This is a genomic window from Streptomyces anulatus (genome assembly GCF_000721175.1).
GTDB classification, from domain to species: domain Bacteria; phylum Actinomycetota; class Actinomycetes; order Streptomycetales; family Streptomycetaceae; genus Streptomyces; species Streptomyces anulatus_C.
Map to the genome: position 1 here is coordinate 46,011 of NZ_JOEZ01000012.1, position 13,407 is coordinate 59,417.

At 73.2% G+C, this 13,407-nt stretch carries 9 protein-coding genes; 1 reads left to right on the plus strand and 8 read right to left on the minus strand.

All coding sequences use genetic code 11. From position 1 onward, the window contains the following. Positions 1-318 precede the first annotated feature (318 nt). Positions 319-1,677, plus strand: coding sequence for a serine/threonine-protein kinase (locus IG90_RS0114795; RefSeq protein WP_030583333.1), 1,359 nt, complete (start codon positions 319-321; stop codon positions 1,675-1,677). A 28-nt stretch (positions 1,678-1,705) separates the two neighbouring features. Here IG90_RS0114795 and IG90_RS0114800 read toward each other — a convergent pair whose 3' ends face one another. The 8 genes from IG90_RS0114800 to IG90_RS0114835 all read right to left on the minus strand — a co-directional run bounded on the left by IG90_RS0114800 (position 1,706) and on the right by IG90_RS0114835 (position 12,954). Next, the gene (locus tag IG90_RS0114800) at positions 1,706-2,524 is read right to left on the minus strand and encodes a TrmH family RNA methyltransferase (protein WP_030583335.1); all 819 of its coding nucleotides are present in this window, start codon (positions 2,522-2,524) and stop codon (positions 1,706-1,708) included. Between the two features lie 79 nt (positions 2,525-2,603). Further along, on the minus strand, positions 2,604-3,878 hold the full coding sequence (gene cobA, locus IG90_RS0114805; RefSeq protein ID WP_030583337.1) for a uroporphyrinogen-III C-methyltransferase: 1,275 nt from the start codon (positions 3,876-3,878) through the stop codon (positions 2,604-2,606). Positions 3,879-4,191: 313 nt separating this feature from the next. Next, positions 4,192-7,764 (minus strand): nicotinate-nucleotide--dimethylbenzimidazole phosphoribosyltransferase, encoded by a 3,573-nt coding sequence (gene cobT, locus IG90_RS39440; RefSeq protein ID WP_030583339.1) that lies wholly within the window; start codon positions 7,762-7,764, stop codon positions 4,192-4,194. Between the two features lie 333 nt (positions 7,765-8,097). Beyond that, the gene (gene cbiE / locus IG90_RS0114815; RefSeq protein ID WP_030583341.1) at positions 8,098-9,336 is read right to left on the minus strand and encodes a precorrin-6y C5,15-methyltransferase (decarboxylating) subunit CbiE; all 1,239 of its coding nucleotides are present in this window, start codon (positions 9,334-9,336) and stop codon (positions 8,098-8,100) included. 114 nt (positions 9,337-9,450) lie between these two features. Then, the gene (locus IG90_RS0114820; RefSeq protein WP_030583344.1) at positions 9,451-10,137 is read right to left on the minus strand and encodes a GNAT family N-acetyltransferase; all 687 of its coding nucleotides are present in this window, start codon (positions 10,135-10,137) and stop codon (positions 9,451-9,453) included. A 102-nt stretch (positions 10,138-10,239) separates the two neighbouring features. Beyond that, a complete protein-coding gene (locus IG90_RS0114825; protein WP_030583346.1) occupies positions 10,240-11,106 on the minus strand; it encodes a MetQ/NlpA family ABC transporter substrate-binding protein in 867 nt (288 codons plus the stop codon). Between the two features lie 79 nt (positions 11,107-11,185). After that, positions 11,186-11,857 carry a methionine ABC transporter permease gene (locus IG90_RS0114830; protein WP_030583349.1) on the minus strand — a complete coding sequence of 224 codons (672 nt, stop codon included), beginning with the start codon at positions 11,855-11,857 and terminating at the stop codon, positions 11,186-11,188. Continuing rightward, the gene (locus IG90_RS0114835) at positions 11,854-12,954 is read right to left on the minus strand and encodes a methionine ABC transporter ATP-binding protein (RefSeq protein WP_030583352.1); all 1,101 of its coding nucleotides are present in this window, start codon (positions 12,952-12,954) and stop codon (positions 11,854-11,856) included. The genes IG90_RS0114830 and IG90_RS0114835 overlap by 4 nt, the downstream gene beginning before the upstream one ends. Between the last annotated feature and the right edge of the window lie 453 nt (positions 12,955-13,407).

A 13,407-nucleotide genomic window follows, 5' to 3' on the forward strand; every position in this document is an offset into this window, starting at 1 on the left:
GCCCCCGGCGGGCAGCCGCCCCCGTGCCGGAGGCCGCCCGGGACACCACCACCCCGTGTCCCGGAACGGTGGTCACAGCCTGCGTGACGACCGCGCCCCGGCTCTCCCGCGGTGATCCAATCCCCCTTGCCCGGTGGCCCCTTGAGCGGACCGCCCGGCCGAGGGACCCGGATCCGCCACGCCCGGACCCCTCTTCACCCCTCCCGTACGGCACGGACAATCGAATTTCCGGCGAGGGCGCGGCCTCTGAGCGCGCCGGGCGCGGGGTACGTAAGCTGTGCCTCGTCAGGCGGACCAGGCAGCGGGGATGGGCAGACGATGGCGATGATGCGGCTCCGGCGCGAGGACCCGCGTCTCGTCGGCTCGTTCCGGCTGCACCGGCGACTCGGCGCGGGCGGCATGGGCGTCGTCTACCTCGGCTCCGACCGGCGCGGCCAGCGGGTCGCGCTCAAGGTGATCCGGCCCGACCTGGCGGAGGATCAGGAGTTCCGTTCGCGCTTCGCGCGCGAGGTGTCGGCGGCCCGGCGGATCCGCGGCGGCTGCACGGCCCGGCTGGTCGCCGCCGATCTGGAGGCGGACCGCCCGTGGTTCGCGACGCAGTACGTACCCGGCCCCTCGCTGCACGACAAGGTCGCCGAGGAGGGCCCCCTGGCCGCCGCCGAGGTCGCCTCGATCGGGGCGGCCCTCTCCGAGGGTCTGGTGGCGGTGCACGAGGCGGGGGTGGTCCACCGTGACCTGAAGCCGTCGAACATCCTGCTCTCCCCCAAGGGCCCCCGCATCATCGACTTCGGCATCGCCTGGGCGACCGGGGCGAGCACGCTCACCCATGTCGGTACGGCGGTGGGGTCGCCCGGGTTCCTCGCGCCCGAGCAGGTCCGGGGCGCGGCGGTGACGCCCGCGACGGACGTCTTCTCGCTCGGCGCGACGCTGGCGTACGCGGCGATGGCCGACTCCCCCTTCGGGCACGGCAGTTCCGAGGTGATGCTGTACCGCGTCGTGCACGAGGAGCCGCAGCTCCACGATGTGCACGACGCACTGGCCCCCCTGGTGCGCGCCTGTCTGGCGAAGGACCCGGAGGAGCGGCCCAGCACGCTGCAACTGTCCATGCGGCTCAAGGAGATCGCGGCGCGCGAGGCGCAGGGGCTGCACGAGAGCCGGCCGCCAGTCCAGCGCTCCGCCCAGGACGCCGACCGGCCGACCGGGCGGATGGCCGATCCGTACTCCGAGCAGCACACCCGCCGTTCGGAGGACCCGTCCGCCTCCCGCCCCCGGTCGGGCAGGCGCGGCGCGCCCGCGCGTTCGGGACCGCCGCGCACCGGCGGCTCGCGCCCGCAGCAGGCGTCGCGCAACACGACGCGTTCCGGGGGGAAGCGGCAGGGGTCCCCCGCCGGGACGAACGGCCGGCCCGGAACCCACTCCGGGGGCCGCACGACCTCGGCGGGGCGGCGGCCGGCCAATCCGCGGCTGCTGCGTCAGCGGCTGGTGGTGTTCGTCGTGGTGACGCTGCTGGTGGCACTGGGCATCGCGGCGGCGCAGGGCTGCCAGGGGCCGGCGCGGGGGATGGGCGGGAAGACCGGGACCGGGACCGGGGCCGAGCAGGCGAACCGGGTGTCGCAGGCGCAGGCCGTACAGGCCGCGCGAGCACCGGCCGCGCAGAGGCCGCGGCAGTGGTCCTGACGCCGGAGCCGGCAGGGGTCGTCCCCGCTCAGTTCTCCGGGCGTCCCGTGGCCACCGCGTAGAACGCGACGGCCGCCGCCGCGCCCACGTTCAGAGAGTCGACGCCGTGCGCCATCGGGATGCGGACCCATTCGTCGGCGGCCATCAGGGCCTGTGTGGACAGCCCGTCGCCCTCCGCCCCGAGCATCAGCGCCACCCGCTCCAGCCGGTGCGGGGCCGCCTCGTCGATGCTGGTGGCCTTGGCGTCCGGGGTAAGGGCGAGGAGCCGGAAGCCGGCCTCCCGTACCGTCTCCAGCCCCTTGGGCCAGGCTTCCAGCCGGGCGTAGGGAACGGAGAAGACGGCGCCCATGGAGACCTTGACCGAGCGCCGGTAGAGCGGGTCGGCGCAGTCCGGTGAGAGCAGGACCGCGTCCATGCCCAGGGCCGCCGCGCTGCGGAAGATGGCGCCGATGTTGGTGTGGTCGTTCACCGACTCCATGACCACCACCCGGCGCGCGCCGGCGAGCAGTTCGTCGGATGCCGGGAGCGGCTTGCGCTGCATGGAGGCGAGCGCACCGCGGTGTACGTGGTAGCCGGTGACGCGTTCGGCGAGCTCGGGAGCGACGGCGTACACCGGGGCCGGGACCTCGTCGATGACGTCGCGCATGACGTCGACCCACTTGGCCGAGAGCAGCATGGACCGCATCTCGTACCCGGTCTGCCGGGCGCGTCGGATCACCTTCTCGCCCTCGGCGATGAAGAGGCCTTCGGCGGGTTCGCGTCGTCGTCGCAGCTCGACGTCGGTCAGGCCGATGTAGTCGCTCAGCCGGGGGTCGTCAGGGTCGTCGACGGTGATGAGATCTGCCACAGGGTGATACTGCCTTGTCCGGTGTGTGGTGCCAACGCCTGGGATCGGGATACGTAACCGCGGGTTACGTCGCTGCCGGTCACGCGGCCGGGTCCGGGGCGCTCCTCGGTGCGGAGTCGGGGCCGACCGTGACGACCTCGCCGATGACGATCACGGCGGGCGGGCGCACGTCCTCGGCGACCGCGCGCTCCCCGACGTCCGCGAGGGTCGCGTCGACCCGGCGCTGGGCGGCGGTGGTGCCCTCCTGGACGAGGGCGACCGGGGTGGCCGGGTCCTTGCCGTGGGCGATCAGGGCGGCGGCGATGGCGCCGATCTTGTCGACGGCCATCAGCAGGACGAGGGTGCCGCGCAGCCGGGCGATGGCCTCCCAGTCGACCAGCGAGCGCGGGTCCTCGGGGGCGACATGGCCGCTGACCACGGTGAACTCATGGGCGACGCCCCGGTGGGTGACCGGGATGCCGGCCGCACCGGGGACGGAGATGGTGCTGGAGATCCCGGGGACGACCGTGCAGGGTATGCCTTCGGCGGCCAGCGCCTGGGCTTCCTCCATGCCGCGGCCGAAGACGAACGGGTCGCCGCCCTTGAGCCGGACCACGGACTTGCCCGCCTTGGCGTGCTCGATCAGCGCCTGGTTGATCGCCTCCTGGGCCATGAACCGCCCGTACGGGATCTTCGCGGCGTCGATCACCTCGACGTGCGGCGGGAGTTCGTCGAGCAGGTCGCGGGGGCCGAGGCGGTCGGCGATGACCACGTCGGCCTCGGCGAGGAGGCGGCGGCCGCGGACCGTGATCAGGTCCGGGTCGCCGGGGCCGCCGCCGACGAGCGCGACGCCGGGGGCGCGGGTGCGGTGGTGCGGGGCGGCGAGGGTGCCGTCGCGCAGGCCCTCGACGATGGCGTCGCGGATGGCGGCGGAGTGCCGGGGGTCGCGGCCCTGGGAGGTGGTGGTGAGGACGGCGACGGTCACGTTCTCGCTGCGGCCGGTGGCCGGGGTCCAGGCGGTGGCGGCCTCGGCGTCGTCGGCCCGGACGCACCAGGTGCGGGTGCGCTCGGCCTCGGCGGACGCGGCGTCGTTGGCCGTGGTGTCGGAGGAGGCGATCAGGGCGTACCAGGTGTCGGCGAGGTCGCCGTCCTGGTAGCGGCGGCGCTCCCAGCGGATCTCCCCGGCGTCCGCCATGGCCTCGACGGAGGGCGTCGCGGAGGGGGAGATCAGCGTGATGACGGCACCGGTGGCGATGAGCTGCGGCAGTCGGCGCTGGGCGACCTGGCCGCCGCCGACGACGACGACCCGGCGGCCGTGCAGGCGCAGTCCTACGGGGTACGCGGGGTGGTCGGCGTGGTCTGCGTGCTCGGCCATGGCGGTACGGGCTCCTCGTGCGGGTGCTGCGTAGGCCGCTGCGGCGGTGGAGCGGCTGTGACGTGCGGAAAGCGGGGTTCCCGGTGAGGGACACGATACGGGGTGGGGGTGGGTGGGGGCCGGGGGCGCCGGGGTGGGGCGGGTGGGGGCGCCCGCGACGGGCCTTGTCCCCGACCCCCCTTCCCGAAACCGGGGCTCCGCCCCGGGCCCCGGTCTGTCCTCAAGCGCCGGACGGGCTGAGGTCCGGGGCCCCGGCTCCTCGAACGCCGGAGAGGCTGGACACCGGGCGCCGAAGGGGCTGACGGGCCGCGGGCTACTTCTCCGTCACGCCCGCCGAGTCGAACGTCGCCACCTCGTGCATCGCGCGCGCCGCGCTCTGCACGATCGGGAGCGCCAGCAGCGCGCCGGTGCCCTCGCCCAGGCGCAGGTCGAGGTCGACCAGCGGGCGCAGGCCCAGCTTGTTGAGCGCGGCGACGTGGCCGGGCTCCGCGCTGCGGTGGCCGGCGATGCAGGCGGCCAGTGCCTCGGGGGCGATGGCGCGGGCGACCAGGGCCGCCGCGCCCGCGCTCACGCCGTCCAGGATCACCGGCGTACGCAGGGAGGCTCCGCCGAGGAGGAAGCCGGCCATCGCCGCGTGCTCCAGGCCGCCTACCGCCGCGAGCACGCCGATCGGGTCGGCGGGGTCCGGCTGGTGCAGGTCAAGGGCGCGGCGGACGACGTCGACCTTGCGGGCGTGCATCTCGTCGTTGATGCCGGTCCCCCGGCCGGTCACCTCGGAGGCGTCGATCCTGGTGTACACGCAGATCAGCGCCGCCGACGCGGTGGTGTTGGCGATGCCCATCTCGCCGGTGAGCAGGGCCTTGTTGCCGGCCGCCACCAGGTCGCGGGCGGTCTCGATGCCGACCTCGATCGCGGCGAGGACCTCTTCGCGGCTGAGCGCGGGGCCCGTGGTGAAGTCCGCCGTTCCGGGCCGCACCTTGCGGGGCAGCAGGCCGGGGGTCGCGGGCAGGTCCGAGGCCACGCCGACGTCCACCACGCAGACCTCCGCGCCGACCTGGGCCGCGAACGCGTTGCAGACGGCTCCGCCGCCCAGGAAGTTCGCCACCATCTGGGCGGTGACCTCCTGCGGCCAGGCGGTGACACCCTGGGCGTGCACCCCGTGGTCGCCGGCGAAGATCGCGACCGCCGCGGGCTCCGGGATCGGCGGCGGGCACATCCGGGAGAGCCCGGACAGCTGCGCGGAGATGATCTCCAGCATGCCGAGCGCGCCGGCGGGCTTCGTCATCCGCTTCTGGCGTTCCCACGCCTCGCCGAGCGCCTTCGCGTCAAGCGGGCGGATCGCGGAGATCGTCTCCTGGAGCAGGTCGTGCGGCTCGGCGCCGGGCAGTGCGCGACGGCCGTACGTCTCCTCGTGGACGACCCAGGACAGCGGGCGGCGCTTGGACCAGCCCGCCTGCATCAGCTCGGGTTCCTCGGGGAACTCGTCGACGTAACCGACACAGAGGTAGGCCACCACTTCGAGGTGCTCGGGCAGGCCCAGGGCCCGCACCATCTCCCGCTCGTCGAAGAAGCTGACCCAGCCGACGCCGAGGCCCTCGGCGCGGGCCGCGAGCCACAGGTTCTCGACGGCGAGCGCCGAGGAGTAGGGCGCCATCTGCGGCTGGGTGTGCCGGCCGAGGGTGTGGCGGCCGCCGCGGGTGGGGTCGGCGGTCACGACGATGTTCACCGGGGTGTCGAGGATCGCCTCGATCTTCAGTTCCTTGAACTGCTTCGCCCGGCCCTTGGGCAGCGACTTGGCGTAGGCCTCGCGCTGGCTCTCGGCCAGTTCGTGCATGGAGCGACGCGTCTCCGCCGAGCGGATGACGACGAAGTCCCACGGCTGCGAGTGCCCGACGCTCGGCGCGGTGTGCGCCGCCTCCAGCACCCGGAGCAGGACGTCGTGCGGAATCGGGTCGCTGCGGAAGCCGTTGCGGATGTCACGGCGCTCGCGCATGACCCGGAGCACCGCTTCCCGTTCGGCGTCGTCGTAGCCGGGGGCGGGCGGGGTGAACGGCTCGGCGGGCTCCTCGGGCTGCTGTGCCGGCCCGTCCTGCCGCGGAGCCGCGCTCTGCGGTGCCTCGGCCTGCGTCTGCTGGGCGGGCTCCAGCGGCTCCGGAAGCTCCGGCGTCTCGATGACCTCGGGGCCGGTGCCGTCCTCGGCGACGGGCGCGACCGCTTGGGCTGCTTCCGCTTCGCCGGCCGCTTCTGCCGTCGTTGCCTCTGCCGGCTCCTGGGCAGGGGCCGGGGTGGCTTCCTGCTCCGTCACGGGGAGCTGCTGGGCCGTCGCCTCAGCCACGGGCTCCTCGGCGACGGGCTCGGGCTGTACGGGCTCGGGAGCGATCGGCGCGGCCACCGGCTCCGGAGCCGCGACGGCCTCCGGGCTCTCGGTCACCGCTTCGGCCGGGACCGGCTCGGGGGTCGGCTCGACGGCCTGCTCCTGCTCGGGCCGCGTCACCGGCTCGGCGGCGGGCGGAGCCTGTGCCGGGGTCTGGGGCTGGACCTCGACCCGGGGTTCGGGGGCGGGTACTTCCGCCGGGACGACCTGTGCCTCGGGCTCCGGGGCCACCGGTGCCTCGGGGACGGCCTGTGCCTCGGGCTCCGGGGCCACCGGCGCCTCGGGGACGGCCTGTGCCTCGGGCTCCGGGGCCACCGGCGCCTCGGGGACGGCGGCCACCTCGTCCGTCGGGGGCTGGACAGGTGCGTCCGCCGGAGTTTCCGGCTGGGTCGCCTCGGGCTCCGGGACGAGGACCGGGCCGGCGGGAGGCAGCTCCACGGCGGCGGCCGGCTCGGGGACGACCGTTTCTGCCGGGACGGCCTCGGGGGCGGGCTCGGGCTGCGCACCGGCAGCGGACTGCACCGGCTCGTCCGGCCGCACCGGCTGGTCCAGCTGCTCGACCGGGGCCGCCGCGGTTTCCGGGGCGGGCACCGCCACCGGCTCGGCCGGCTGACCCGGCTGACTCGGCGGAACCGCCTGAACCGCCTCGACCGACTGCTCGGCCTCGACCACAGCAGGCTCCGCGACCAGCGGCTCGGCCACCGACTGCTCGGCCACCGCAGGATCCGCCACCGCCTGCTCGGCCTCGATGATCTGCTCCGGCTGCTGAGCCTCCTCCGGAGCCACCGGCTCCGCGAGGACCTGCTCCGGCTCCGGCTGTTGCGGCTGTGCCCCCCACGGGGCGCCGGCCTGCGGCGGGATCTCTCCCAGCTGCGGTCCCGGCAGGGTCGAAGGGTCCTCGGCCGGGACGTCGACGTACTCGGGGCCCGTCGTCGGCGGGCCCGCGTGGCGTGCGGGGGCGGCGGTCCTGGTGGCTCCGGCCGGGCCGCGGTCGGCGAGCGAGCGCACGACGCCGCCGCCCTGCGTGCCGCCGTACGTCGGTGCCTCTGCGGAGGCGGGGCCCCGGTGCAGGGGACGGTGTGCGGGGGCGGCGGCCGCGTGTGCGCCGACCGGTGCGGGCCCGGGCGCCGGGATCCGTACGCCGTTGAGGTCCACGGAGCCGGAGTCACGGCCACCGGACTCATGGGTGCCGTGCGTCTCGGCGGGAGCAGGGGCAGCCTGGACCTGCTGCGCGGGAACCTGCGGCTGAGGCTGCTGCCCACCGTGCTCCGGCGCGAGCGGCTGCGCCACCGCCGCCGGTGCGGCGGGCTGGCCCTGCGCGGGGGCCGGAGCGGCCTGCGGGTCGCTCCAGGCGCCCTGGGAGGTCGGCATCAGCAGAAGGTCGTCGTCCTCGGGGGTGTGCTCGGAGGGGTCGAGGAAGGTGTACGCGTCCGGGGCGGGGATGCCCGGCTGCTCCACCATGCCTGCGTTCTCCGGCAGTCCCTCGCCCGGGATCTGGCCGGTGTCAGTCATGCGTACCCCTCGCCCATCGTCAGTGCTCCTTCGGCCCTTCGCCCGGGACGCCGAACCACGGCACGCCGGCGCTCGTCATCAAGAACGAGCGGGCTCGCCGCGCGGCACGAAACGCCCGCGGGGCTTCCTATTCTCGCGGCCGTTCGCCGCCGCGACAGGCAGTTCTGCCACGGCTCACTGTGGACTGCGCCACGTTGCGCGTCCCCCGGGTTGTGCCGTACCACAGTGCGGACCAAAACGGTCCACTTTTCCGGACATTGACGAACGAAGCGACGAACGGCCGGGCGTGGTACAACAATCGGCCAGCCTACCTCGCGTACCGGGCCGAGCGGGTCAGGGGGCGAGGTCCGAACGCCGCGCGGACAGCAGGAACACGACCGACCTTTCGCGCTCGGTCCAGGCGGTGGTGTCCAGGTCGACGGACTGGAGCAGTGCGCATTCGACCGTGTAGCCGTTGCCGGTGAGCGCCGCGCCGAGGGCCTCGGCCTCGTCCCGGGTCGAGGCGTGGGTCACGATGCGTTCGGGGCGGCGGTCGGCGACCGCGGTGGCCACCGGCACTCCCCCGCCGCCGATCCGTACGACGTCCGGTTCGGGCAGCCGTTCCAGGACGTGCGGGGCGCGGCCGCGGACCACCTGGACCGGGACGCCGAAGGCGCGGGCGGCTGCCTCGGTGCGGGCGCAGGCGGCCGGGTCGGCGTCGACGGCGAGTACCGCCGCGCCGAAGCGGGCCGCCTCGACCGCCAGGGCGCCGCTGCCGGAGCCGATGTCCCAGACCAGGTCGCCGGTGCGGGGGCCGAGGCGGGCGAGCTGGGCGGCGCGCAGACCGGGGAACTCGCCCTCGCCGGACTCCTGCATCCGCTCCACCCCGGCGGCCCGGTAGGCCTCGGCGGGCAGGGCCCAGCCCCGTATCCCCTGGGGGTAGGCGGGCTGGCGGCCGGCGATCCAGGCGCCGGCGGCGGTGGTCTCGGGGCCGCCGCCGATGACGATGACGACGTTGGGGTCGCGCCAGGCGTGGTCGGCGGCCTTGTCGGAGGTGAGGACGGTGACGCGCTCGCGGTCGGTGCCGAGTTCCTCGCAGATGACGAAGGTGCGGTGGATCCCGTCGAGGAGGAGGGCCAGTTCGGCGGGTCCGGCGCCCGGTGAGGTGAGGACGGCGACCTTGTGGTGGGCCCGGCAGACGTTGACCGCGCGGCGCAGGGTGCGGGGGTGGGCAACGACGATCTGGGCGTCGTCCCAGGGCATGCCGGCCCGGGCGAAGGCGGTGGCCACGGAGGAGACGGCGGGGACGACCTCGACCTCCAGGCCGTGTTCGCGGTCGCGGAGCGTGCGGACGACGCCGAAGAAGCCGGGGTCGCCGTCGGCGAGGACCACGGCGCTGCCGCGGTGTCCGGCGATCCTGCGGGCGGCCAGGTCGACGCTGCCGAGGCGGATGCGTTCGGCGTTCGGAGGCACTTCCGGCAGGGCGAGGTGGTGGGCGGCGCCCGCGACGAGCGTGGCGGCCGAGAGCGCGGCCGTGGCCGCTCTGGTCAGTGGCGAGCCGTCCCAGCCGATCACCGTGACCCGGTCGGCCATCGTCGTCTGTCTCCTGGGGTGTCGGAGGGAGCGGGGCGTTGCCCGTGCATGCCGGGCAGGGGTGAGGGTATCCGGTCCGGACCTTGGGCCCGCGGGTGGCCTCGGGCTCTACCTCTACCTCCAGTCGTTGTACGTGCCGTATTCGCCGGCGTCGGCGAGCTGTTCGGCGACGCCTTCGAGGTCCTCGGGGAGGAGCCCCCAGACGATCAGGTCGGTGCGGATGTCGGTCCAGCCGCCGTCGGTGCCGTTCTCGGTCCGGGTACGGGCGATGCGAGCGTTGCGCAGGACGCCCTCGCTGATGCAGCCGAGCTTCTGGGCGACCTGCTGGGAGGCGGTGTTGTCGGCGGGGGTGCGCAGCTCGATGCGTTCGAAGCCCTGGTCGCGGAAGAGCCATTCGGCTATGGCGAGCACGGATTCGGTGGCGTACCCCTCGCCGCGGGCCCAGGGGGCGGTGATGTAGCGGACCTCGGTGGCCCGGGTGCGCCAGTCGGTGTTGAGGAGGCGGACGCTGCCGACGAGCCGCTGGGTGAGGAATTCGGTGACGGCGAGGGCGATGCCGTGGCCGGCGGTGCGTTCGGCAGGAGCGATCCTGCGGACCCAGCGTTCGGCGTCGACCTGCGTGTACGGGTTCGGCCCGTCCATCCACGCGGTGACCATCTCGTCGTTCATCATCTCGATGTACGCGGGGATGTCGGCCATCTCGAAGGGGCGCATCACCAACCTGTCCGTGCTGATGGAGATGGACGGAAAGGTGGTAGTCATGCGCAGCTCCATGCCGAAGACCGGGTAAAAGCACAGCATGCAGCATCGGGTCCGCCTTGCGCATGGGCGGGTCGGCGCGACGGAGCCCCGCACCTTCCGGGAGGGATGTGCGGGGCTCCGTCGGCAAGTGCCGGGCAGGCGTCAGGACTTGGCGGGTGCGCCGAAGGCCGGGACGATCGAGCCCTGGTAGGTGTCCTCGATGAACTTCTTGACCTCGTCGGAGTTGAGGAGCCCCGCGAGCTTCTCGACGCGCGGGTCCTTCTCGTTGCCGTCCTTGACCGCCAGGAAGTTGGCGTACGGGTTGCCCTCGGCGTTCTCCAGGGCGAGGGAGTCCTTGGCCGGGGAGAGCTCGGCCGTGAGTGCGTAGTTGCCGTTGATGACCGCGGCGTCCACGTCGTTCAGGGCGCGGGGCACGGTGGCGGCCTCCAGCTCCTTGAACTCCAGACCCTTCTTGTCGGTGATGTCGCTCAGCCTGGCGCTGGTGCCGACGCCGTCCTTGAGGGTGATCAGGCCGTTCTCGGCGAGCAGCTGGAGGGCGCGGCCGCCGTTGGTGGTGTCGTTGGGGACGGCGATGGTCTGGCCGGCCTTGATGTGCTCGAGGTCCTTGATCTTCTTGGAGTAGAGACCCAGGGGCTCCAGGTGCACGTCGGCCACCGGGACGATGGTGGTGTCGTTCTTCTTGTTGAAGTCGTCCAGGTAGGGCTTGTGCTGGAAGAAGTTGGCGTCGACCTGGCCGTTCTGGGTCGCGGTGTTCGGCAGGACGTAGTCCGTGAACTCCTTGACCTCCAGTTCGAGGCCCGCCTTCTCCGCCAGGTTCTTCTTGACGAAGTTCAGGATGTCGGCGTGCGGGGTCGGGGACGCGGCGACGACCAGGGCCTTGGAGGTGTCGGCGTTCGCGCCGGTCTCGCTCTTGGACGCCGGATCGGAGTTGGTACCGCAGGCGCCGAGACCCAGGGCGAGGGCGGCGGCGGAAGCGACAGCTGCGGTGATCTTGATGTTCTTGCGCACGAAAAGTGCCTCTTTCTTGTGGTGGTGCGCCCGGACAAGGAGTTCGGGCTCGGTGGGGAGGAAAGTCGGGGCGGCGGCCTCAGGAGGCGGTGCGGCCGCGGCGGGCCAGCAGCCGGACGGTGAGGTCGCCGATCAGCTGGATCACGGTGACGATGACGATCAGCAGCGCGACGGTGATCAGCATGAACTGGTTGTCGAAGCGCTGGAATCCGTAGGTGACGGCCTTGGAGCCGAGCCCTTCACCGCCGACCGCACCGGCCATCGCGGAGTAGCCGATGAGCACGATGAGGGTGGTGGTGACACCCGAGACGAGCGAGGGCAGGGCCTGCGGGAGGAGCACCTTGCGGACGATCGTGGGGATGGATCCGCCCATCGACTGCACCGCTTCGACGAGTCCGTGGTCGACCTCGCGGATCGCCGTCTCGACGAGCCGGGCGAAGAACGGGATGGCGCCGACGGCGAGCGGGACGATCATCGCGGTGGGGCCGATGAAGGTGCCGACGACCCAGGTGGTGAAGGGGATAAGGGCGATCAGCAGGATGATGAACGGCAGCGAGCGGCCGATGTTCACGATCACGCCGATGACCTTGTTCACCACGGTGTTCCGCAGCAGTCCGCCCTTGTCGGTGAGGACCAGCAGAACGCCGAGCGGCAGTCCGCCGGCGACGGTGACCAGCGCGGACCACAGCACCATGTAGAGGGTGTCGAACGTGCCCTGGGTCAGCAGGGGCTGCATCTCGGACCAGGTCACTTGACGACCTCCTTGGTGATCGCGGCGGGCGTCTGCCCCGGTACGACGGTGGCGGCGGTCTCGGCGGTCTCGGCGGAGGCCTTCGGGCCGGTCCCCTCCTCGACGACCTCGGCCTGGAGTCCCTGTTCGCGCAGGAAGCCGATGGGGACGACGTTCTCCTCGAAGCGGCCGGGCAGCTCGATGCGCATCCGGCCGATCTGCTTGCCGGCGACGGTGTCCATCGCGGCGCCGAGGATCGAGATGTCGATGTTGTACGTACGGGAGAGCTGGGAGATCACCGGCTGGGAGGCCGACTCCCCGTGGAAGGTGACGTCGACGACCGTGCGGTCCGGGCCGGAGGCGGTCCCGCCGACCGGGAACAGTTCGTGGGCCAGTTCGGAGCCGGGGGTGGCGAGGAGTTCGCCGACGGTCCCGGACTCGACGATCCGGCCGCGCCGCATGAGGGCGGCGGAGTCGCAGATGGTCTTGACGACGTCCATCTCGTGGGTGATGAGCAGGACGGTCAGGCCGAGCTGCTGGTTGAGGTCGCGCAGCAGCTGGAGGATGGAGCGGGTGGTCTCGGGGTCGAGCGCGGAGGTCGCCTCGTCCGAGAGGAGCACCTGGGGGTCGCCCGCCAGGGCGCGGGCTATGCCCACGCGCTGCTTCTGGCCGCCGGAGAGCTGACCGGGGTAGGCCCTCGCCTTGTCGGCGAGGCCGACCAGGTCGAGGAGGTCCCTGGCCTTGCGGGTGCGCTCCTGGCCGGAGATGCCGAGGATCTCCAGCGGCAGCTCCACGTTGTCCAGGACGGTCCGGGAGTCCAGCAGGTTGAAGTGCTGGAAGACCATGCCGATGCGGGTGCGCGCCCGGCGCAGCTCCGCACTCGCCCGCCGGCCGCGGCCGGCGAGGGCGGTGAGGTTCTGGCCGGCCACCGTCACGGTGCCGGAGGTGGGGCGTTCCAGGAGGTTGACGCAGCGGATGAGGGAGGATTTCCCGGCGCCGCTCTGTCCGATGACGCCGTACACCTCGCCTTCGCGGACGTGCAGGTCGACGCCGTCGAGTGCGGTGACCTCACGGTCGCGCGACTGGTAGACCTTCGTGAGGCCCGTCGTGGTGATCACAGGGGTTTCCGTCACTGTCGAGTGCGCGGCGCGGTGTCCGCCGGGCACGGGGCATTCGTCTGAAGAGACTGTTCGGGCTGGCCGGCCGGGGGTCTCGGCATGGCTGTACACGGCGGTCGGCCGGGGACAGCACATGCGCGAGCGCGCTCGTCTCCGCGGGGTGCGGACGGCGCAGGCTCGGTCTCGCTTCGGGGCGCGAGGCTCAGGCGGGGGCCCTCAGATGGCGCGCATTCGACACATACAACGAGCACCGGGCGTGCTGATCGCCTCGGTCGCAAGGGTGCGGCTGCTCGTCGTGGTCATGGGCCAAGTAAAACAGACGTGAGGTCTCCGCGATCCCGGCTGTCCGCATAGCGGACAGCGCTGGATGGTCGGATGCCGGCCTTCCGGTTCCGCCGCCCGGCTTCCGGCGCACGTCTGCGACCTGCGACGACACGGGTGTGGCGGGGGTAC